Origin of the sequence: Microvirga ossetica (genome assembly GCF_002741015.1) — a bacterium.
GTDB classification, from domain to species: Bacteria; Pseudomonadota; Alphaproteobacteria; order Rhizobiales; family Beijerinckiaceae; genus Microvirga; species Microvirga ossetica.
In genome coordinates, this window is record NZ_CP016616.1 from 926,117 (window position 1) to 948,390 (window position 22,274).

At 63.2% G+C, this 22,274-nt stretch carries 15 protein-coding genes and 1 pseudogene; 2 read left to right on the top strand and 14 right to left on the bottom strand.

What is annotated here, in order from left to right; genetic code table 11:
• Positions 1–67: 67 nt before the first annotated feature.
• The 7 genes from ybaK to BB934_RS04370 form a co-directional block, all read right to left on the bottom strand.
• Positions 68–538 (bottom strand): Cys-tRNA(Pro) deacylase, encoded by a 471-nt coding sequence (gene ybaK, locus BB934_RS04340; protein WP_099508527.1) that lies wholly within the window; start codon positions 536–538, stop codon positions 68–70.
• Positions 539–554: 16 nt separating this feature from the next.
• On the bottom strand, positions 555–1,202 hold the full coding sequence (locus BB934_RS04345; RefSeq protein WP_099508528.1) for an urease accessory protein UreE: 648 nt from the start codon (positions 1,200–1,202) through the stop codon (positions 555–557).
• Between the two features lie 55 nt (positions 1,203–1,257).
• Entirely contained in the window at positions 1,258–1,740 is a 483-nt protein-coding gene (locus tag BB934_RS04350; protein WP_099508529.1) for a nucleoside deaminase, read from the bottom strand.
• Between the two features lie 105 nt (positions 1,741–1,845).
• Positions 1,846–2,814, bottom strand: coding sequence for a xanthine dehydrogenase accessory protein XdhC (gene xdhC, locus BB934_RS04355; RefSeq protein WP_099508530.1), 969 nt, complete (start codon positions 2,812–2,814; stop codon positions 1,846–1,848).
• Positions 2,811–5,141 carry a xanthine dehydrogenase molybdopterin binding subunit gene (gene xdhB, locus BB934_RS04360; RefSeq protein WP_099508531.1) on the bottom strand — a complete coding sequence of 777 codons (2,331 nt, stop codon included), beginning with the start codon at positions 5,139–5,141 and terminating at the stop codon, positions 2,811–2,813. Before xdhB ends, xdhC begins: the two co-directional genes overlap by 4 nt.
• 4 nt (positions 5,142–5,145) lie before the next feature.
• Complete coding sequence (gene xdhA / locus BB934_RS04365; protein ID WP_099508532.1) at positions 5,146–6,627, bottom strand: xanthine dehydrogenase small subunit; 1,482 nt, start codon at positions 6,625–6,627, stop codon at positions 5,146–5,148.
• A 121-nt stretch (positions 6,628–6,748) separates the two neighbouring features.
• A complete protein-coding gene (locus tag BB934_RS04370) occupies positions 6,749–7,189 on the bottom strand; it encodes a VOC family protein (protein WP_099508533.1) in 441 nt (146 codons plus the stop codon).
• A gap of 194 nt (positions 7,190–7,383) precedes the next feature.
• On the opposite strand from BB934_RS04370, the gene pepN reads away from it, so the two are divergent.
• Positions 7,384–10,035, top strand: coding sequence for an aminopeptidase N (gene pepN, locus BB934_RS04375; RefSeq protein ID WP_099508534.1), 2,652 nt, complete (start codon positions 7,384–7,386; stop codon positions 10,033–10,035).
• 245 nt (positions 10,036–10,280) lie between these two features.
• Positions 10,281–12,554 carry a sensor histidine kinase gene (locus BB934_RS04380; protein WP_237050183.1) on the top strand — a complete coding sequence of 758 codons (2,274 nt, stop codon included), beginning with the start codon at positions 10,281–10,283 and terminating at the stop codon, positions 12,552–12,554.
• 12 nt (positions 12,555–12,566) lie between these two features.
• Here the strand turns inward: BB934_RS04380 and BB934_RS04385 are convergent.
• From BB934_RS04385 to BB934_RS46875, 7 genes and pseudogenes are all read right to left on the bottom strand, one after another.
• Positions 12,567–13,524, bottom strand: a pseudogene (locus BB934_RS04385) (IS630 family transposase).
• Positions 13,525–13,681: 157 nt separating this feature from the next.
• Positions 13,682–15,160: a calcium-binding protein gene (locus BB934_RS46870; RefSeq protein WP_157934029.1), complete on the bottom strand. Its 1,479-nt coding sequence runs from the start codon at positions 15,158–15,160 to the stop codon at positions 13,682–13,684.
• 241 nt (positions 15,161–15,401) lie between these two features.
• Positions 15,402–15,590, bottom strand: coding sequence for a hypothetical protein (locus tag BB934_RS04405; protein ID WP_099508539.1), 189 nt, complete (start codon positions 15,588–15,590; stop codon positions 15,402–15,404).
• 313 nt (positions 15,591–15,903) lie between these two features.
• Complete coding sequence (locus tag BB934_RS04410; RefSeq protein ID WP_099508540.1) at positions 15,904–16,983, bottom strand: calcium-binding protein; 1,080 nt, start codon at positions 16,981–16,983, stop codon at positions 15,904–15,906.
• 287 nt (positions 16,984–17,270) lie between these two features.
• Positions 17,271–19,664 carry a calcium-binding protein gene (locus tag BB934_RS04415; RefSeq protein ID WP_157934030.1) on the bottom strand — a complete coding sequence of 798 codons (2,394 nt, stop codon included), beginning with the start codon at positions 19,662–19,664 and terminating at the stop codon, positions 17,271–17,273.
• Positions 19,665–19,855: 191 nt separating this feature from the next.
• Positions 19,856–21,211: an IS1380 family transposase gene (locus BB934_RS04420; RefSeq protein ID WP_099508542.1), complete on the bottom strand. Its 1,356-nt coding sequence runs from the start codon at positions 21,209–21,211 to the stop codon at positions 19,856–19,858.
• Positions 21,212–21,316: 105 nt separating this feature from the next.
• Complete coding sequence (locus BB934_RS46875) at positions 21,317–22,234, bottom strand: hypothetical protein (RefSeq protein WP_157934031.1); 918 nt, start codon at positions 22,232–22,234, stop codon at positions 21,317–21,319.
• Positions 22,235–22,274: the final 40 nt, after the last annotated feature.

Here is a 22,274-nt window from a genome sequence, read left to right on the forward strand (position 1 = left end):
GCCGTTCCATGCGGAGGGGCGTAAAGCCTCTCCGCATCGACTCTTGATTTCTAATTCAAAACCTTTCTCAGATTATCCCCACCACCTTCGCCTCCAGCACCGCCGCCGCCTTCCTCGGGTCGAGCTTCACCTGCAGGCCGCGCTGGCCGCCGTTCATGAAGACTTCGGCGTGCTCGAAGGCCGATTGCTCCAGCACGGTCGGGACACGCTTCTTCTGGCCGAAGGGGCTGATGCCGCCGACGTGGTAGCCGGTGATGCGCTCGGCGTCGGCCGGCTTCATCATCTGGGCGGCCTTGCCGCCGAGAGCGGCGGCGAGCTTCTTCAGGTTGACCTCATGATCCGAGGGCAGGATCACGCAGGCAGGCTTGTTGTCCACCAGCACCATCAGGGTCTTGAGCACGCCGGCGGGATCTGCCCCCATGGCCTCGGCCGCCTGCAGGCCGATGGGCTCCGCGTTGGGGTCGTAGTCGTAAGCATGGACCGTGAAGGGCACGCCGGCCTGCTGCAGCGCCTGCGTCGCGCGGGTTGTTTTAGACATCGGCGTCTAGGAACGATCAGTGGTCGTGCTTGTGCCCGTGGTGATGGCCGCAGCCGCAATCATGGCCGTGCTCGTGATGATGGTCGTGCTTATGGCCATGGTCATGATGCTCATGGTCGTGGTGCGCATGGCCGTGCTCATCGCTGTGGGAGTGAGCGTGGCTGTGGGAGTGGCTTTCGCTATGGCTGTGGCCATGGTCATGATGGTGGTGGTGATGCCCGTGGTCGTGATCGCAGACATGGGCGCTGCGCTCCGGCTTGAAGGGGCGCTCGACCGGGGTTGCGGTGCAGCCCTGCCCTCGCACCAGCTCGGCCACGGCCGGGCTGTTCTCCACATAGAGGGCATCGCCCGTGACCTCGACGAGGCCGTGGCTGCTGCCGAGATGCCAGGCGAGACGGGTGAGGCGCAAGGGGTTCTCCGCCCTCACCTCGAGCAGGGATTCGGCCGCCGCCTTCACCTGGACGAGCCGGCCGTCCTCGAGCCGCAGGGCATCGCCGTCGTTGATCGTGGTCTCCATGTCGAGATCGAGATGAATCTCGGTGCCGCCCTCGGCCTGCAGCCTGCCGTGGCGGCGGTTGCGGGCCTCATGGTCGAGCGTGATGATGTCGACGACGCGGTCGGCCTTTACGGCGGGCTTGCGGACGATGGTGGTGACGCGGGGCATGGGACAGTCTCGGTCTGTGATCGGGTGAAGCTGAGATAGGAAGCGCGGCCGGATATTAATAGGTGATCTTGTCCGGCTTGTCCGCCCAGGCATCGAACACCGCCCTGGCCTCAAGGCTCGGCTGATGGTCCATGGGGATCAGGCGCTCGGAGACCGGCTTGGGGATCTCGTCATAGATCAGGCTGTCGTCGAACCCGATCTCGGCCGCATCCTGGCGGGTATTGGCATAGACGATGCGGGCGACCCGCGCCCAATAGGCCGAGGCCAGGCACATGGGGCACGGCTCGCAGCTGGTATAAAGCGTCGCGCCCTCCAGAGAAAAGTCACTGACCGCCTCGCAGGCGCGGCGGATCGCGGTGACCTCCGCATGGGCGGTCGGATCGTTGGCGGAGGTGACCTGGTTCCAACCCTCGGCCAGAACTTTTCCCTCGCGCACGACCACGGCGCCGAACGGACCGCCGGCTCCCTCGTCCATGTGCTCGCGGGACAGCTCGATGGCGCGCGCGAGATGGCGCTGATCTTCGATCTTGTTGCTCATGGGGCTTATGTATCGTTTGACGCAGTGGGAGGCGAGAGGTTTCCTTTGTGTCATTCCCGGCCGGAGCGTAGCGGAGGGGAAGGGAATCCACGATCAGGCGCGATGCTATGGATCCCCTTCCCGGTCCGGCGGACCGCCGGGGATGACATCCTGCCCCACTCTCTCCCGTACCTGCAGCAGCTGCGCGGTCACGGAGGCGGCGATGATCGGCGGGTCCTTGTCTTCAATGCCCGGGAGCCCGATGGGGCAGACGAGGGAGCGGATCGTGTCTTCCGGAATCCCGATCTCCCGGAAGCGCTTCTCGAACCGCGCCCGCTTGGTGGCGCTGCCGATGAGGCCCACATAGGGAAAGCCCCGCCGCAGCGCCGCCGCCACGATCGCCATGTCGAGCGGGTGGTCGTGGGTCATGACGAGGATGAGGGAGGTGGGGCCGGCCTCGGCGATCTCGGCCTCCGGATCGCGCATGCGCACCGCCTTCGCGTTCGGCGGGATGTGGGAGGGAAAAGCATCCTCCCGGTCATCGAGCCAGCGCACCGAAAACGGCAGGGGCGCAAGCGACAGAACGAGGGCACGACCCACATGCCCCGCACCGAAGATCAGAACGGGCGTGCGGACCTCGCCATGGGTCTCGCGCCAGCCGGTCCAGCGGTCGTCGCCCACGGCGGAGGCGAGATCCCGCTTCACCCGCCCCTCCTCCATGCGGCACTCGACCTCGAACAACCCGCCTGCGGCCTCGGCCTCCACGAGCGGCGCGATATCCTCCAGATCCCGGTTGTCGAAGGTCTCGATCAGGATTTTTACACGCCCCCCGCAGCACTGGCCGAGATCGGGCCCGAGCGCCTGATCGACGATCCGCGCCGGCCCGCGCCCGGCGGCCAGCATTTCGCGGGCGATGTCGAGCATGCGGAACTCGAGCTGCCCGCCGCCGATGGTGCCGTGAAAGGCGCCGTCGGGGCGCACGACCATATGCGCCCCCGCCTTCCGAGGGGCGGAGCCTTTCACGTCATGCACGGTGACGAGGGCGGCGGCGCCGTGCCGCGCCACGAAATCGGTGAGCTGGCGCCAGACCCTCACCCCATCGGCCTCCCACGCAGGCTCTCGCACGCCCGCAGGATCGCCTCCGGCGTCGCGGGGGCATCGAGCGGCACGGGCTTTTCGGAAGCGAGCGCATGAACCGCATCGGCAAGCGCGCAGAACACGCTGTTCGCCAGCATCAGCGGCGGCTCGCCCACGGCCTTGGAGCGGTAGACCGTCTCCTCGCGGTTGGCGTTGGGATAGAGCGCCACGTTGAAATCGGCCGGCACATCGGAGGCGACCGGGATCTTGTAGGTCGAGGGCGCATGCGTGAGCAGATGCCCCTCCTTGCTGAAGACCAGCTCCTCGGTCGTGAGCCAGCCCATGCCCTGCACGAAGCCGCCTTCGATCTGGCCGATATCGATGGCGGGATTCAGCGAGCGGCCGACATCGTGCAGAATATCGGCGCGCAGGAGTCGGTTCTCGCCGGTGAGCGTATCGACGATTACCTCCGAACACGCTGCGCCATAGGCGAAGTAGTAGAACGGACGCCCCGTCCCCTCCGCGCGATCCCAGGTGATCTTCGGCGTCTTGTAATGGCCCGCCTCCGAGAGCTGCACGCGGGCCGCGATGCACTTCTTGGTGAGTTCGTCGAAGGCGAGACTCTGGTTGCCGATGAAGACCCGGTCGTCGCGGAACTCGATCTGCTCCTCGGGCACGTCATAGGCCTCGGAGGCATAAGCGATCATGCGCTTCTTGATCGCGCCCGCGGCGATCTTCGCCGCCATGCCGTTGAGATCGGAGCCGGAGGAGGCTGCCGTCGGCGACGTGTTCGGCACCTTCGCCGTGGTCGTTGCGGTGATGCGCACGCGCTCCATGGCGATGCCGAACTCCTCCGCCACCACCTGCGCCACCTTGATGTAGAGCCCCTGCCCCATTTCGGTGCCGCCGTGGTTCAGGTGCACGGAGCCGTCCTGGTACACGTGCACGAGCGCGCCGGCCTGGTTCATGTGGGTGAGCGTGAAGCTGATGCCGAACTTCACGGGGGTGAGCGCCAGCCCCCGCTTCATGATCGGCGAGGACGCGTTGAACGCCGCGATCTCCGCGCGGCGCATGCGATAGTTCGACGTCTCCTCGAGCGTGCGCACGAGGTTGAGGAGCGTATCGGTCTCCTCCACCTCCATGCCATAGGGCGTGAGGTTCTCACCCAGCCGGTAGAAATTGGCATAGCGCACATCGAGCGGATCGCGCCCGGTCGCCCAGGCGATCCGGTCCATCACGTGCTCGACGGCGAGCATGCCCTGCGGGCCGCCGAAACCGCGGAAGGCGGTGTTCGAAACCGTGTTGGTCTTCAGCCGTTTCGAGGCGATGCGGGCGGCGGGCATCCAATAGGCGTTGTCGGCGTGGAACATCGCGCGATCCACGACGCCGGCAGAGAGATCCGCCGAATAGCCGCAGCGGGCGAGAAGATCGACCGCATAGCCCTGGATGCGCCCCTCCTCGTCGAAGCCGACCTTCCAATCACAGCGGAAGTCGTGACGCTTTCCGGTGAGGATGAAATCGTCGTCGCGGTCGAGACGCAGCTTGCATGGGCGTCCCGTGACGCGCGCCGCAAGCGCTGCGGTCACGGCCCATTGCGTCGCCTGGCTCTCCTTACCGCCGAAGCCGCCCCCCATGCGCCGCGTCTCGCAGGTCACATAGGCATCGGGAATGCTGAGCACGCGGGCCACCACATGCTGCACTTCCGTGGGATGCTGGGTCGAGGAATAGACATGGACGTCGCCGTCCTCACCCGGGATCGCCAGCGCGATCTGGCCTTCGAGATAGAAATGCTCCTGCCCGCCGACGCGGAACCGGCCGTCCAGCTGCAGGGGAGACTGCGCGATCGCCGCATCCGGATCGCCGCGGCCGTAAGCGTAATCGGGCAGAACGGTTTCACCGCGCTCCAGCGCGTCCTCGACCGTGATGCTCGGCGCCTCGGATTCGATCTCCATCACCGCCTTCTTGACCGCGCGGCGCGCGATATCCCGATCCGTCGCGACGACCGCGAAGAGCGCCTGACCCAGAAAGCTGATGTCGGTGTCGACGAAGAGCGGATCGTCGCCGAAGGCCGGCGACACGTCGTTCTTGCCGGGGATGTCGGCGGCGGCGAGCACGGCTACCACGCCGGGCACGGCACGCACGGCCGAGACATCGAGCGAGATCAGTCGCCCGCGCGCCTTCGGCGATTGACCGACGGCCACATGCAGCGTGCCCTCGGGCTCGCGGATGTCGTCGATATATTGCGCGGCGCCCTGGACGTGCTTGATGCCGGAATCGTGCGGCAGGGACTGGCGGACGTGGCGGAGCGACTCGGAATCCGGGAGGGGTCTCGTAGGTGCGTTCATGGTCCTACTCCGCCGCCTCCAGCGCTTCGCGCTGGCCGACGATGCGCGTCGCCCGCGTCTCGCCCGATGCAGTTTCGCTTAAAGCCTTGAACACGAGATTGCGTGCGACCGTGGCGCGGTAGACGGCCGACGAGCGATGATCGTCGAGGGGCTGGTAGTCGCGCGCGATGGCAGCCATCGCCTCGCCCCAGCTTGCGGGTTCGTCGAGGGAAAGGCCGGTCAGTGCGTTCTCTGTCTCGGTGGCGCGCTTCGGCGTCGCCGCCATGCCGCCATAGGCGACGCGGGCTTCCACGATGCGCCGCCCGTCGAGGGTGAACTTGAACGCCCCCATCGCGGCGGAGATGTCCTCGTCGAAACGCTTCGAGATCTTGTAGGCGCGAAAGACCTCGTTGCCTTTAAGCTTCGGCACTGTGACCCGCCGCACGAACTCGCCGGGCAGCCGGTCCTGCTGTCGATAGGCGATGAAGAAATGCTCGAGCGGCATGGTGCGCACATGATCGCCCTGCCGCAGTTCAAGCTCGGATCCGAGCGCGATCAATGCCGGAGCGAGATCGCCGATGGGCGAACCGTTGGCGATGTTGCCGCCGACCGTGCCGGTGGCGCGCACCTGCGCCGAGCCGAACCGACGCATGAGCTCGCCGAGATCGGGATCGATCCGCGCCAGCGACGGATAGACTTGCGCATGCGTCACGGTCGCGCCGATGCCGAGCGCTTCGGAGGAATCCTCGATGAGGTCGAGGCCGGCCACGCGCCCGAGCCAGACGATCTTCTCGATCTCGGCCATGCCCTTGGTGATCAACAATCCCACATCGGTGCAGCCGGCAACGAGCGTGGCATCGGGGTGCTTTGCATAGAGTGCCGCCAGCGAGGCTTCTGTTGCCGGGGCGGCGAAGAAGCGGGTCTCGTCGCCGATGAAGACATCCTGTCCGTCGGCAAAGGTCATGAGGCCCTGCGCGGTCTTCGTGCCGTTTGCGGAAAACGCGTCGTCCGCAGGCTGAGCGCAGGCCTGCAGCGCGGCATCGACGATGGGCCGATAGCCGGTGCAGCGGCAGAGATTGCCGGCGAGCGCGTCGTTCGCCGCGCCGCGGCTCAGGGGCTGCCCGCCCTCGTGGTAGAGAGTGAACAGGCTCATCACGATACCGGGCGTGCAGAAGCCGCATTGGGAACCGTGAGTGTTCACCATGGCGGCTTGAACCGGGTGCAGCTCCCCGTTCGCCGCGAGATCCTCGACCGTGACGAGCTCGGCTCCGTCGATCTGGCCGAGCAGCAGGATGCAGGCATTGATGGGCTCGTAATGCACCCGGCCGCCGCGCACCCGGCCCAAAGCCACGGTGCAGGCGCCGCAATCGCCCTCGGCGCAACCTTCCTTGGTGCCGACGCGACGCTCCTGAAGCCTTAAATAGTCCAGAAGCGTGGTGCGCGGATGAAAACCTGAAACCTCGAGGGCCCTGCCCTGCCGCCAGAAGCGGATTGTCTCTCGTACCACGATGATCCTCCGCCGGTTGTACCCGGCTGTCTTATGGTGGGCCGGGTAGAATGGCGGAGCAAGATCTTTTCGCCAAGGGGCCGGCCGACGGATCGGGCCATGCCGGCCGGGAGGCTTGACCCTACCAGGTGCCGGTATTGGGCATGGAGGCCCAGGGTTCCTGCACAGGTTTCGGCTCGCCGCGCTGCAGCAGCTCGATGGAGACGTTGTCGGGGGACTTCACGAAGGCCATGTAGCCGTCGCGGGGCGGGCGGTTGATCGTGACGCCGGCCTCCATCAGCCTGCGACAGGTCTCGTAGATGTCGTCGACCCGGTAGGCGAGATGGCCGAAATTGCGGCCGCCGGCATATTCGTTCTCGTCCCAGTTGAAGGTGAGTTCCAGCAGCGGTGCTTTCGTGTCCTTGGACTTCTCCACATCCCCGGGGGCGGCCAGGAAGACGAGGGTGTAGCGGCCCTTCTCGTTGTCCGTCCGCCGGACTTCGACCAGCCCGAACTTGTTGCAGTAGAAATCGAGGGATTGTTCGAGGTTCGAAACGCGAACCATCGTATGTAGGTATTCCATCATCGTCTCCCATGGGCTGGGCCTAGGTGATGGCGTATTTCCCAGAGAGATCAAGAGGTACCTTTTTGTTGCAGGGAAAAAGCCTTGGATTTGGCCAAGATGGGATGCCTGTTAACAGTTGATGCCTCATTCAGACGGGCGGCCCCGTTCCAGGCCGCAGCTTCGACCGCAACTTAGTTTCAAACGGGTCACCGATGCGCACCGACACAACTCCGCTCGTCCGCCTTGAGGATTACCGGCCCAGCGACTTTTTGATCGATCGCGTCGAGCTTGACGTCAAACTGCATCCGACAGGGACTCGTGTCACCGCGACGCTCTTCATGAGGCCCAACCCGGAGGGGCGCTCGGACGCGCCTCTCGTTCTCGACGGCGACGAGCTGAACCTTAAATCCGTGGCGCTCAACGAGATCCCGCTGGCCCCGGAAGAGTTCGAAGCCACTCCGCAATCGCTGACGATCCCCCAGGCGCCCCGCCAGCCCTTCAGCCTGACGATCGAGACCGAGATCAACCCGACCGCCAACACCAAGCTCATGGGCCTCTACCGCTCGAGCGGCAATTACTGCACCCAATGCGAGGCCGAGGGCTTTCGCCGCATCACCTATTTCCTCGACCGTCCCGACGTGCTCAGCGTCTACACCACCCGCATCGAGGCCGACCGCAACGAGGTCCCGGTCCTTCTCGGCAACGGCAACTTGGTCGAGAGCGGGGCCATCCAAGGCTCGGACCGTCATTACGCCGTCTGGCACGACCCGCACCCCAAGCCCTCCTACCTCTTCGCCCTCGTGGGAGGCCGCCTCGGCCGCGTCGCCAAGACCTTCACGACCGCGAGCGGGCGCCAGGTCGATCTCGCCATCTATGTCGAGCCCGGCAAGGAAGACCGCGCGGATTACGCGCTCGATGCGCTCGAGCGCTCCATGCGCTGGGACGAGGAGGTCTTCGGCTGCGAATACGATCTCGACGTATTCAACATCGTCGCCGTGTCCGACTTCAACATGGGCGCGATGGAGAACAAGGGGCTCAACATCTTCAACGACAAATACGTCTTGGCTTCTCCCGAGACCGCGACCGATATGGACTATGCCCATATCGAGGCGATCATCGCTCACGAGTATTTCCATAACTGGTCCGGCAACCGGGTAACCTGCCGCGACTGGTTCCAGCTCTGCCTGAAGGAGGGCCTGACGGTCTTCCGCGACCAGGAATTCTCGTCCGACGAGCGCTCCCGCCCGGTGCACCGCATCGCAGAGGTCAAGACCCTGCGCGCGCGGCAGTTCCTCGAGGACGCGAGCCCCCTCTCCCATCCGGTGCGTCCGACGCAATATCGCGAGATCAACAACTTCTACACCGCGACCGTCTACGAGAAGGGCGCGGAGATCGTCCGCATGCTCAAGACGATCATCGGCGACGAGGATTTCCGACGCGGCATGGACCTCTACTTCGAGCGCTGCGACGGCACCGCCGCCACGGTCGAGGATTTCCTGGGCGCCTTCGCCGAGGTGACGGGCCGCGACCTGTCCCACTTCACCCGCTGGTACGAGCAATCCGGCACGCCGCGGGTCAAGGTGAAGGGCCATTACGATCCGGACGCGCAGACATACCGCCTCGATTTCGCGCAGAGCACGCCGCCGACACCCGGCCAGGCGAAGAAGGAGCCCATGGCCATCCCCGTGCTGCTCGCCCTGGTCTCGCGCGACGGCTCGCCCGTCGCTGCGGCCTGCGACCGGGTCGACCCGCGCGGCGTCTTCCTCTTCGACACGGCGGCCGACAGCATCACCTTCACCGGCGTGACATCCCTGCCGGTGCCGTCCCTGTTCCGGGGCTTCTCCGCCCCGGTGAAGGTTTCGCTCGATCTTCCCAGCGAGGAATTGCTCGTCCTGCTGCGGCACGACACGGATGCGTTCAACCGCTGGCAGGCGGCGCAGACCGTCGCGATGCGCCTGCTGGCGGCTCACTCGACCGGGAAGCCGGTCGTGGATTCCGAAGTCGCCGCTTTCTCCTCGGCGCTTCGCTCCTTCATGGACCGGGATGCCCTCGACGACCCCGCCTTTGCCGCTCTCGCCGTCACGCTCCCGAGCGAGGCCGACATCGCGCAGGAGATCGGGCAGGACGTGGACCCGGATTCGATCCACCGCGCGAGAACCGAAATGCGACGCCGCATCGGCAGCGCCTGCATCGAGCACCTGCACCGCTTCTATGAATCGCTGACCGCATCGGGAGGCTACAGCCCCGACGCGACCAGTGCCGGGCGGCGGGCCCAGCGCAATGCGTGCCTCGATCTTCTCGCGGCGGCCGACCCGGGCACCGGAGAGGCGCTCGCCATGGCGCAGCTCGATTCCGCCAGCAACATGACCGATCGCCTGGCGTCGCTGAGCGTTCTCACCACCCTGCCCGGCGCATCACGCGAAGCGGCCATCGCCGCCTTCGGGGACCGCTACCGCAACGAGCCGCTCGTGCTCGACAAATGGTTCACGCTGCAGGCCGCAATCCCCGAGGACGGCACCCTCGAACGGGTTAAGGCGCTCATGGAGCATCCCGCCTTCTCCATCGCCAATCCCAACCGCGTGCGCGCGCTGATCGGCAGCTTCGCCATGCTGAACCAGGTTCAGTTCAACCGCGCCGACGGCGCCGGCTATCGCCTCCTCGCCTCCATCGTGCTGCGCGCGGACGAGCTGAATCCCCAGCTTGCGGCACGGCTTCTGACCGCTTTCAGCACCTGGCGCATGATGGATTCAACCCGCCGGGAGCATGCCGAACAGGCCCTGCAATCCATCGCGCAAAAGCCCAATCTTTCCCGGGATGTAGGCGATATCGTGAGCCGTTCCCTCGAAATGGACCAGTCGAAATAACCTCCTGTTTGGAAGGGGTTACGCAGATATCCCAGATTTCCCCAAGGGAAGATGCGACGGGAAATTTTTTATTAACCTTCGGGTTCTACTAACTAGACAAATCACCCGCTCAAGATTCTATTGTTAGTGATTCGGAGAGATGCGGCACGTCCTCCGAAACAGGACGTATATGGTTCCGGAGGAAGCATCGCATGGCGGGGGCGGTGACCGCATGCGTACCCGCACGCGCGGGTACGATTCTAGGGGTGACGCGGTCTGACGCGAACCCTACATATCGGCGGCTCGAGCAATATGAGCCCCTGCTGCGGTTGGCGGTTCCGGCTCTCCTGATCCTCTTCCTCATCACCCTGGCGGGCAGCGCGTGGGTCCAGATCCGCGACGGACGCAAGGACACGCTGTTCGACGCCATCAACGACATCGACATCATCGCTTCTCTTTCAGCTGCAAAGCTCGGCCCAGCGCCGGCTCCCGCCGATCGCGCCCACGCCGTGTCCCTGCTCGAGGGTCTGGCGAAGGACATGCCGCCAAGCGCACTGACTCAGCGGCGCAGCCTGATGCTCGTCAGTGAGGCCGGGTCGATCCTCGCGGTCTATCCGCCGCTCGATAACGCGCCGGCGAAGCTCACCGACATCCTGGGCGAGGCCCAGCCCCTGATGCTGTTCGCGGACCGCGCCGGCGTCATGACGATCAAGTTTCCCGGCGGCGGCGAGGGCATGGCGACCGTCCGTTCGCTTCATGCATCCTCCGGCCAGATCGCGCTCGTGCAGCCGATGCCGCATATTCTGTCGGGCTGGTGGACGCGCACCATCGGCCATGTCTCGCTTCTCGGCGCGACCATCGTCGTGCTGCTCGGCATCGGCATCGCCTACGTGATGCAGGCGAACCGCGCGCGCGCCGCAGACGAAGTCTGCGAGAAGGTGCGCGACAGGATCGATTCCGCCCTCAACCGCGGACGCTGCGGCCTGTGGGACTGGGATATCGGCCGCGGGCGGATCTACTGGTCCGATTCCATGTACGAGCTTCTCGGCTACGAGCGCCAGGACGAGTTCCTCTCCTTCGGCGAAGTGAACACGATGATCCATCCCGAGGATCAGGATCTCTTCACGCTGGCCGAGCAGCTGGCCTCTGCCAGCACCTCTCTCGTCGATTACGAATTCCGCATCCGCAGCATCACGGGCGATTGGGTGTGGCTGCGCGCCCGCGCCGAGCTGATGAACGATCCCGACGATGCGGCGAGCCATCTCGTCGGCATCGCGGTGGACGTGACCGAGCAGCGCGGGCTGGAGGAGAAGACCGCCAAGGCCGACGCGCGCCTGCACGACGCCATCGAGGCGATCTCTGAGGCTTTCGTGCTCTGGGATGCCAACAACAACCTCGTGCTGTGCAATTCGAAATTCCAGAAGCTGCACGAGCTTCCCGCCGATGCGCAGCTGCAGGGCAAGTCCTATGCGGACGTGATGGCGCTCGGCCGCCCGCCGGAAGTGCAGCATCAGTTCCTGCGCCGCGAGCAGCAGGATGTGGGCGCGCGCACCTTCGAGGCCCGCCTGCAGGACGGCCGCTGGCTCCAGATCAACGAGCGCCGCACCAAGGACGGCGGCTACGTCTCCGTCGGCACGGACATCACCGCCCTCAAGCGTCACGAGCACCGCCTCGTCGAGTCCGAGAAGGAACTCATCGCCACCGTTCTCGACCTCAAGCAGTCGCGCCAGAAGCTCGAAGCGCAGACGCATCAGCTCGCGGACCTCGCCGAGCGCTATCTCGACCAGAAGGCGCAGGCCGAGAGCGCCAACCGCGCCAAGTCCGAATTCCTCGCCAATATGAGCCACGAGCTGCGCACGCCGCTCAACGCCATCATCGGCTTTGCGGAAGTGATGCAGAGCGGCATCTTCGGCTCGCTCGGCTCCGACAAGTACGAGGAATATTGCTCCGACATCCGCTCGAGCGGCGAATATCTCCTGTCGGTGATCAACGACATCCTCGACATGTCACGCATCGAGGCCGGCCGTACGACTCTCACCAAGCAGCCGCTCGAGGTTCATGCCTCGATCCAGCGCGCCCTCAAGCTGGTGGGCGAGCAGACCAAGGCCAAGAACCTCTCCATCACCGTCGACGTGAGCCCCGAGGACATCGTGGTGCCCGCCGACGAACGCGCCCTGCACCAGATCCTCGTCAACCTGCTCCAGAACGCCACGAAGTTCACAAGCGAGGACGGCTGCATCACGGTGCGCACCCGCCAAGCCGGCAACGCGGTCAACATCTATGTCGAGGACAACGGCATCGGCATCCCCGATCACGCCCTGCACAAGCTGGGCCAGCCCTTCGAGCAGGTCGAGACCGAGTTCTCGAAGAGCTACAAGGGCTCGGGGCTGGGCCTCGCCATCGCCCGCTCGCTCACCGAGCTCCACGGCGGCAGCCTGCGCATCAAGAGCCAGGAAGGCGTCGGCACCATCGTGCTGGTCCACCTGCCGCTGACGGAGGCCACGCACGCGGACATCGCGTTGGCGGACGCGGCGGCCTAGAGCATCGGACGGTTAAACGGACGCATATCCGGCAGCCTTAAGGTAGTTCCAGCACTCTTGTGGTTCGAACAGGTTGCAGATCTCACCGAGCGCTCGCCAGAGCGCGTCGAACGTTCGGGCCTCGGCCTTGCGCAAGTGCGCTTTGATCTTGGCAAAGGCCTGTTCAATTGGATTAAGATCAGGCGAATAAGCAGGTAAAAACAGGAACCAGGCTCCGCGTTGCTTCAGACACTGAGCGGCCTTCTCGCTCTTGTGGACAGCCAGGTTGTCGAGGATCACCACATCGCCTTTGCGCAGCGTCGGCGCGAGCTGCGTCTCAATGTAAGCCTCGAACGCCAACCGGGTGATCGGGCCATCGATGATCCACGGCGCGCACAACTCGTTGCACCGTAGCCCAGCCAGAAAGGTATGGGTTTTCCAGTGTCCAAAGGGAGCTTTCATGCGTAGGCGCTGGCCCCTGCGGCTCCGCCCGCGCAGGCGCGTCATCTTGGTGTTGACATACGTCTCGTCCAGGAACACCAGCCGGTGCGTCTCCTGGCGCATGCGCGGCTGGCGCTGGGCATGCCAGACCCGGCGCTCATCCCGCACATCGGCGCGTGCGCACTCCGCCGCCATCAGGCATTTTTTTATATGAGAAGCCGTGCCGGCACAGGAAGCGCGAGAGCATCGCGGGAGCCGCAACGATCCCATGCTCAGTCAGCAGCCTTGCGGCCAGCTCGGGCATGGTGATGGCCGGCTCGGCCTCGACCGTCTGGATCAAGAAGCTCTCATAGGGCACCAGCTTGCCGCGTCCGGGCGGACGGCCTTGCCGGGCCGGTGCCGGCGAGCCGAACCGCCGCTTCCGCTGCACCAGCTTGATGGCGAAACTCTCGCTGACGTCAAAGTGCTGGGCTGCCGCCCGGCAGGAATGACCTGCATCGACAAAGTCGGCGACGCGCACCCGCAGATCCAGGGAATAGCAATGACCCATAATCCACCTCCCAGTCCAGGCAGTGAATCACAGCTCGGCCTCGCACAGAAGCCAGGAGTCTCATTTCCGGTCCGAGGCTCTAATTGCCGAACGATCTTAATCGACAGTAAGCCGGCCCTTGTAAGGGCCGGCTTGTCTTATCGTTGAAAAAACTAGCCTAGACGACGAGGAACATGTCCGCTCTCAGGGCAAGATCCTTGCCGATGTTGGCGAACTTGATCTGCGCCATGCCGCCGGCGCCGTCCGCATCATAGAACAGCTCACCCGTGGTGGTGTTGTAGACGATCCGGTGTGCGCTGCTCGTCGCGGCGGAGCCTTTGGTGAACTGGTGCGATGCAAGCGTATCGCCAAACATATCGATTGAGAACACGCTTGTGCTGAGCTGAATGAAATCGCCACCGGCGACACTGAAGTCATTGATCGTGTCGACGTTGGAAGAGCCGAGAGCCGTATCGAAGATGAACGTATCCGAGCCGGCTCCTCCGCCAAGGATGTCGGCACCGGCACCGCCGTTCAGGGCATCGTTTCCGGCATCACCCCAGAAGATGTTTGAGCCTGCATCGCCGACGAGGATATCATTGTAGCGGCTGCCGTCGACAACCTCGATGCTGACATAGCTATCGCCGGCTGCCTCGCCCTTGTTGGCCGAGGTGTTGCCCAGATGGACCTCGACACCGCTGGCCGCGTCCCAGTAGCTGGCCGTATCCCGGCCCGCTCCACCGTTCAGATGATCGGCATCGGCGCCGCCATAGAGCTTGTCGTCTCCATTGCCGCCCGACAGGGTGTCGTTTCCCACTTTGCCTTTGAGCAGGTCGTTCCCATCATCGCCCCAGAACGTATTGGCAAACTTGCCGCCCTCAATGATGTCGTTGAAACGTGAGCCGTCGATCACCTCGATACTGTCGTACCAGTCTCCGGCTGCCTCACCCTTGTTGTCTATGGTGTGCGCTAGGTAAACTTCAACGCCTGCCGTGGCACCCCAGTAACTGGCAGTGTCCCGGCCCTCCCCGCCGATGAGGCAGTCGGCACCGTCCCCGCCGTACAATTTGTCGTCGCCGTCATGGCCGAACAGACGGTCATCGCCTGCCAGTCCATGCAACACATCCTGCCCAACTCCACCGAGCAGGAAGTTGCCACGGTCATTTCCGATAAGAATGTCGTCGAACGCGGTTCCTCCGAGCCCTTCGACCGAAGGACCATACGTATCTCCTGCCGCACAACCCGTGTTGATCTCGGGATTGCTGAGACTGGCTGTCAGACCCTCCGGTGCGCCCCAATAACTGACGATCGTGAATTCAAGCCCGCCTTCGTAATGTTTTCCGCTCTGCAGTTCATCAATGTCATCGTAGAGAAACTCGTTGTGGTAGTCGCCGTTGAAATCGGCGGGGAGGAGACTCGGAGGGGCGCCGTAGAGATCCTCGGTAAAGCGTGCTTTGAACGGCCCCTGCCCGTCGTTTGGTCCAGTTCCCACGTCGCCCTCATCGACGTCCCAGGTTCCATCGGTTCCGATTACGGTAGTCCCGGGCGCTGCGCCACCATAGGTGATAGGGGCCGCATTTCCAGCGCCTGAGTACCTATGCATGAAATCTAGATATTCACGCTCAAGAATAGTTAGAGCCATTTGTTTCTCCCTCACCGACGCTCGCTTTGATGTGCTCGGAGCGTCGTTCACCCCCGTCGAGCTGCCTCTTGTTGTCTCGGGCCTGCTCTGAGCGGGGTTTTGGATCAGGGAATGGCCAAGCCTACTCTTCGTTCAGAGAGGAAATTGGCAATATTGTTTTTATTATGTCCGTAATATTACTTATTTTTAGCCTTATACTCCTGGAAGTTGTTATTACTACAACTATAATTACATATAGCGCAGAAAATCATTGAGGCTATTCTACACCACTAATTCCGCCTAAGTTGATATACTTTGAGGTTTGCCAACTTGCAGTTTGGAAGACGGCAAGGATCAACGGCTCAACCATAAATAAGAACGCAGATGTCTCGGAGATTAATGCCAGGAAGCCAGTTCCCCTAAGCTCAAGAGCCAGGAAGGCTTTGACACCGTCGTTCTGGTCCACCTGCCGCTCACCGAAGCGACGAATGCGGATATCGCGCTGGCCAACGCGGCGGCGTAAGTCGCTCCACCGTAGCCACTGCACGCGACAACGAACGGAAACCGCCCAAGGTTACCTTTGTAACGGAATCATGGCGCTTTGCCGTTCGAAAAACCCGGATACCGATGCGATCCGTAACGCCCGCCAAAGGTTTGATGCTGCGCACCCGGACGGATGCAGTCCCTTGATCGCGAGATTTGCCCTGCCGTTGGCATTGAGGCTGTCAAAAAAGCCGGCATCCCAGGGATGCCGGCCTCTTTGAGAGTGCAGCTGATCGTCAGATCGAATACAGCTCGGGGTTGTACGTGAAGAAATTCGAGGAGCTCAGGTCAAGGCCCTTTTGAAGCGTCGCGAACTTGACCTGCGCCGCCGCACCGGAGCCGTCCTTGTCGAAATACAGATCACCGGTGACCTTATCATAGATGATACGATGATTGCTGCTCGTCGCTTTCGCGCCATTTGTGAATTGCCACGATACGAGGTGATTCCCTTCCGACTGGCTCAGAATGCCCGCGAAGACCTTCGTAGACAGCTGGATCCCGTCATCCCAAGGGTTGAATTCGGTGATCTGGTCGACATTCGACCCGCCGAGCGCCGTGGTGAAATAGAAGGAGTCGAAACCAGAGCCGCCGTTGAGAACGTCTGCGCCTGCTCCACCGTCTATTTGGTCGTCGCCAGCATCGCCCCAGAAGGTGTTGTTCCCCGTATTGCCGACCAGCACGTCGCCGAAGCGGCTGCCGTCGACCGCCTCCACGTCGATGATGGTGTCGCCGGCGGCGGCGCCGCCATTCGCCTTCGACCCATTGAGATAGACCTGGACGCCGCTCCAAGCATCCCAGTAGCTCGCGGTGTCGCGCCCGTTGCCGCCGTCGAGGACATCGCTGCCGATGCCGCCATTCAGGTAGTCGTCGCCATCGGCACCCATGAGCGTGTCATGCCCGCCCAGTCCGACCAGAATGTCATTGCCCCGATCCGCCCAGAAGATGTTCGAAAAGCTGTCACCTTCGAGCGTGTCTTCGAAGGTCGAGCCGTCGACGACCTCCATCTCGTAGTAGACGTCACCCGCCGCGGCGCCGGTGTTATCCCACATATGGCTGAGATAGACCTTGACGCCTGCGGTCGCGATCCAATAGCTCACCGTATCCTGGCCGTAGCCGCCGTAATAGGTGTCGCCGCCTCCCCCGCCGTAGAATTTATCGTTGCCGCCATAGCCGTAGAAATGCTCCACCCCCGCGGTGCCATAATAGACATTGGCCGTGTTGTCGCCGTAGACGGAGCGCAAACCACCAGGGACGGAGGGCGCTCCGCCGCCCCCAATGCCGCCCGGATTTTCATTTTCCTGGTTGTTCTCTGCCATGGTTCTCTCCCGTTGATGTCGGTTCGACGGCCGCTTTGATCCGCGCTCTTGCGTCGGACGCGGCCCCCTGCCGCAATCAGGTCACAATTCGGGGCTTCCGGATACTCTCTGGAGAGAGAGCTAACGTTATGAAATCTCTGCCCTTTTTCTACCTATTGTGAGTCCGTTAGGAAAGAATGTAACTCCTGGATGCAGATCGACACGCCGCCGGCCGCCTCCTATTGCGGGGAGCGCAAATGAGAAGACCGGTGCAGGTTTGCACCAGCCTCCTCTCGCGGGCGCGAGTCTCAGAGGGTGAAGAGCTGGAAGTGGGCGGCGGTGAGCGCCGTGCCGGCCGCCACCTTGGCGAACTGCACCTGCGCCTTGCCGCCAAAGCCGTCAGCATCGAAGTAGATCGCACCGCTCGCCTGATCGTAGACGATCCGTTGCTCCCAAGCCGTGGCCGCCATGCCGATAGTGAACGCGCTGCTCTTCAGCATCTGGCGCCCCACCGCCACGCCGTTGAGCATCTCGATCACAGTGGTCGACGGAAGAGACCCGAACACGCTGCCAGCCAGCCCGATCCGGTCCCCTTGCGCCACGCTGAAGTCCGCCAGCGTATCGACGTTGCCCGCGCTCAGGCGCGTGTCCATCCGGAACACGTCCGCTCCCGCATTGCCCAAGAGCCAGTCCAGGCCCTCGCCGCCCGAGATGGTGTCGGCTCCGTCGCCGCCCTCGATGTAGTCGTTGCCGCCCTCGCCCAGAAGCTCGTCGTTGCCGCCATAGCCGTAGAGCGTGTTGCCTGCCCCATCGCCCTGCAGCCAGTCGCCGAAGCCTGAGCCCTCAAGGCCCTCAATGGAGCGGTAGGTGTCGCCGCCAGCCTCGCCTGCACTGCCATAACCCAATAGCAGGCTCGCCCGCACGGCCCCAGCCGCACCCCAATAGACCGCGTGGTCACGGCCGTCTCCGCCGTCGAGCCAATCGCCGCCGGCCCGGCCTTCCAGCCGGTCGTCGCCTGCATTGCCCACTAGGGTGTTGCCGCCCCCATCGCCATAGAGATGATCGGCAAAGGCGGAGCCCTTAACACCTTCGATCGACACGAACACGTCGCCGGCCGCCTCGAAGCCCTGGTTGCGGGCCGCGTCGGCCAGATCCACCACCACCCGCTCCAGCGCATCGGTGTAGACGGCAAAGTCGTAGCCCAAGCCGCCGTCGAGCACGTCGCCGCGGGTGCCGCCCACCAGCTGATCGTCGCCCGCCCCGCCCTGAAGCGTGTCGACGCCGCCATAGCCCTTGAGCAGGTCCTGGCCCTCGCCGCCCTCGAAGCGGTTGAAGCTAGTGTCCGTGGAGCTTGCCTCCAGGGTGTCGTTGTAGGACGAGCCCACCACCTTCTCGATGGAGACGAACACGTCCCCGTACGCCTCGCCCAGGTTGCGGTCGGCGTTGCCCAAATCCACCCGCACGTTGCTCTTGGCGTCGGCGTAAGAAGCGGTGTCGAAGCCCGAGCCGCCGTTCAGCGTGTCGACTCCCAGGCCGCCGTCGAGCACGTCGTCGCCGTTGCCTCCTGATAGCACGTCGTCCCCGGCCCTGCCCTTCAGGCTGTCGTTGCCGTCATCGCCCCAGAATGTGTTCTTATTGTAGTCACACTCTAGAACGTCGCCGTAGCGGGATCCGTCAAACACCTCAATGCCGGTGTAGGTATCGCCGCCCGCTTCTCCGCGGTTGCGAATGGGTTTCCACAGGTACACCTGAACGCCGCTTAGAGCCTTGTAGTAGCTCACCGTGTCCCAGCCCTCGCCGCCATCGAGCAGGTCGGCGTCGATCCTGCTGAACAGGCGGTCGTTGCCAGCGTCGCCGGAGAGGGAGTCGCCTCCACCGCCACCCACAAGCACGTCGTCGCCGGCGCCGCCACCGAGAATGTTGCTCAGGCTGTTGCCGGTGAGCACATCGGCAAACTTCGAGCCCACCAGGCCTTCGATGGAGAAGAAGACGTCGCCTGCTGCCTCGCCCGTGTTCACCACATCCTTGAGCAGGGTGACGACGACACCTGCCGCGGCCTCCGCATAGCTGACGATGTCGAAGCCCTCGCCGCCCTCCAGCGTGTCGGCGCCGGATCCACCGATAAGAATGTCATTGCCCGCAAGGCCGATAAGGCGGTCGTTGCCATTGTAACCGAAAAGGATGTTGTTTGCAGCAGTGCCTGCGAGCCTGTCGTCATAGGCCGAACCAGCAATCCCTTCGATGGAGGTGTAGGTATCGCCTGCTGCCTGGCCGGTGTTCTGCGTGGCATCGGCGAGGTTCGCAACAACACCGCTGGTTGCCTGTTCGTAAGAAGCAACATCCAGCCCCTCGCCCCCATCCAGTGTATCAGAGCCAAGATTGCCAACTAGGACATCGTTGCCGTCGTCGCCGTTCAGAGTATCATCGCCAGAGCCACCATCGACGGTGTCATCGTCTTTGCCGCCTCCGAGGCGATCATTGCCACCTCCTCCGGCCAAAGTGTCGTTACCATCGCCACCCAGCAAAGTGTCTCGTTCCGCACCTCCAGCCAGGGTATCGTTGCCGTCGGCCCCGTAGAGGAAACCCGTCCCCTGAATCTGGTCATTGCCGCTCGTGCCAAAATGGGCCTCGATAGAGAAGCTTACGGTGCCATTTTCCAGAGTTATGACGCCACTTTTCCTTGAGCCGGACAGATCCCTCAAGCGCTCGATGACAGCGTTACCGAGGACTTCAAGACTAGCCCATCGTATTCACCAGAGTTGGTCGGGATGATTTGATCTGCAGCCCCGGCGTGCGGATCCGCTGCGTTTCTTCCACCGCGGCGAGGTTTGGAACATGGGGAACGCGTTGCAGAGACGAGATGAGTTGATCGGGGCGATGGCGGCCCCGTCGCTTATGGCGAGGCTGCCCGGGGCTGGGGTGCAAGAGCGCCCGCAAGGCGGCGGACGAGATCCGCGTCCGGGCAGCATGAGGCAAAGGCCAGCCGGACGCGGCTGGTGGTTTCCTGCACCCGCACGGCGATCTTGAGCAGGCGAAGCCGCAGCGTCGCGAACTCGGCCCGGGCGAGATCACGCATCGCCGGAATGGCCTCGCGCAATGACAGCATCAGCCAGTAGGCTGCCGTGTGCAGCACGAGCCGAACCTGGTTGGCCACGGCCCGCCGGCACGAGGTCCGGTCGGAGGCAAGCTGCGCCTTGTGGAACTTGATCCAGTTCTCCGCCTGGCCTCGCGCGCAGTACAGGCTCTCGTAGACGACGCGCGGGCTGGTGCCGGTCAGGTTGGTGACGACAAAGCGGATGTCGAGCCCCAGGCGCGTGGCCTCGATGCGGGCAACGGCGCGACGCTCGCACGACCAGCTTTTGGCCCGGTGCGTCGTCTCGGCAAAGCCACGGACGACGTCACGATCTTCCAGCGCCCGTTGGGTGCGCACCGTATCGGCGACATCCTGCACCTTGGTTGTCAGCGGCCTCGTGCCGGCCAGACCGAAGATATAGCTGACGCCGTTCTGCTCGCAGAAGTCCATAGCTTCGGGACGGGCATAGTGACTGTCGCCGCGGATCGTGATGTGGGTGAGAGGCCAGCGCGTGCGAATGCGGCGCACGAGGCGTCGTAGATGCGCCCGCACCTCCAGGCCCGAGGGCGTCTTGCCGGGCCGCAGCACGATGGCAACCGGACGGCCGGTGGCGCTGTCGTAGACATGAATGGGGAGAAAGCAGCGCTCATCATAGTGCGCGTTGAACAAGGACAGTTGCTGATGGCCATGCACGACGTTGCAGGTGTCGTCGATGTCCAGCACCACGCCGTCGGGCGGAGTGGCGTAGCTTTCCATCCACTGATCCACCAGAGCATAGGTCAGACGGATGGCATCGCGCAGGCTCGGGGCGTTCTCCAGGCGCGAGAGGGTCGGCTGGGACGCCAGATCAGTGCCCGTCTCCGGCAAGTGCCCGCAGGCGAGCTTGAACGCCGGATCGGCGCGCAGCGGACCGAAGTCGTTGCAGTCCTCATAGCCGCACGCGATGGCGAAGATGCGGGCGCGGATCATGTCGGTGATCGCGTGCGTCACGCGGCCTGGAGCGCGCCGATCCGGGATGACGCGCGCCAGCCGCCCGGCGATCCCGAGCCGGCGCTCGGCCTGGGCCAGGAGCATGACGCCGCCGTCGGACGACAGGCGCCCGCCATCGAAAGCGGCGGTGATCTTCTTGCGGCCAACGGCTGGAAACGGGAAGGTGGCGGATGTATCGTCCGGCATGGCGGGTGTGGCAGCCTTTGAAGAGGGTGCAGGATCGGCTTCAGCAACCAAATCCTACGCTGCTTCAAGTGCTTAAGCTACGCTCGCCAGCCCTCATCAGCCGCATCATGAATAAGAGCGGCTAGGGCCATAAAGGTGATCATTGTCTGGAGGAGGTGGTTCACGCGGTACATACACATTTTGGTGTTCACGCCATTCGTACCTTGCGTCCCACACATCAGTTTCACCTGATACTTCACGTCCGTCGGGAAACTCCGTCCGCACCGAGCGAGCAATCGTTACTCCGATGTATGTAGTTCCCCAATCCGGTATCTTCATAGCAACAGTATAATATGACGTCGTTTCCGTAATCTCCTTCGGCCCGCCATCATGTTGGCGTATCTCGTACCTGTAGTTCAGATAATCCCCAGCTAGGACAGTATCGGCATCGTTTTTCTTGTTATACTGATAATAAGTACCGTCTACTTTTCCGTCAGAGTTATAGTATGGATATTTTTGGCTCCACGACCCGTCGTCATTCAGTCTATATTCTCTTCTATATTCTGCTGGGTTGTCGTAGATTACGTGAAATGTTTCACCTTCTGCGTTAATCTCTTCCTTTCTGTAGACGCCATTCGTATAACTGCGGTATTCCCTGGTTGTGAGCCCACCTGGAAAGTGCTCGACTACTGTTTCGGAATGCACAGAGCTCGTGTCGACGTACATACGCTCCGTTACTCTTCCGTCAGCCCAGCGTGTTTGGTATTGTATTCTGGTACTGTCTCCCTGAATGAGCGTCACGGAGCCATCAGGAGACTTGATAAGCTCATTCCTTTCCCCGTCCTCGATCACCCTGGTAATCTGTGTGCCATCGGGGAGAGTTTGGGTAACAGTGCCATTCTCCGAGAAGACCCTACCGTCAGCATATCTCGAGATCACACCAGCGCCGTCAATGCCGTACATACCAGAGCCAGGCTGCGAACCGCCGTAGGTGCCGATACTTGTAGAGAAATATGCTTCGAGCGCTTGCTGGATTGTAAACATCTACTTACCCCAACTGGTCTCGAGCCTGGCATACGACCGA

What these genes read in the sequence shown, in the direction of transcription:
- BB934_RS46875 (WP_157934031.1), bottom strand. Translation starts at nt 22,234, where the DNA reads ATGTTTACAATCCAGCAAGCGCTCGAAGCATATTTCTCTACAAGTATC.
- pepN (WP_099508534.1), top strand. Translation starts at nt 7,384, where the DNA reads ATGCGCACCGACACAACTCCGCTCGTCCGCCTTGAGGATTACCGGCCC.
- BB934_RS04410 (WP_099508540.1), bottom strand. Translation starts at nt 16,983, where the DNA reads ATGGCAGAGAACAACCAGGAAAATGAAAATCCGGGCGGCATTGGGGGC.
- ybaK (WP_099508527.1), bottom strand. Translation starts at nt 538, where the DNA reads ATGTCTAAAACAACCCGCGCGACGCAGGCGCTGCAGCAGGCCGGCGTG.
- BB934_RS04345 (WP_099508528.1), bottom strand. Translation starts at nt 1,202, where the DNA reads ATGCCCCGCGTCACCACCATCGTCCGCAAGCCCGCCGTAAAGGCCGAC.
- BB934_RS04370 (WP_099508533.1), bottom strand. Translation starts at nt 7,189, where the DNA reads ATGGAATACCTACATACGATGGTTCGCGTTTCGAACCTCGAACAATCC.
- xdhB (WP_099508531.1), bottom strand. Translation starts at nt 5,141, where the DNA reads ATGAACGCACCTACGAGACCCCTCCCGGATTCCGAGTCGCTCCGCCAC.
- BB934_RS04420 (WP_099508542.1), bottom strand. Translation starts at nt 21,211, where the DNA reads ATGCCGGACGATACATCCGCCACCTTCCCGTTTCCAGCCGTTGGCCGC.
- BB934_RS04350 (WP_099508529.1), bottom strand. Translation starts at nt 1,740, where the DNA reads ATGAGCAACAAGATCGAAGATCAGCGCCATCTCGCGCGCGCCATCGAG.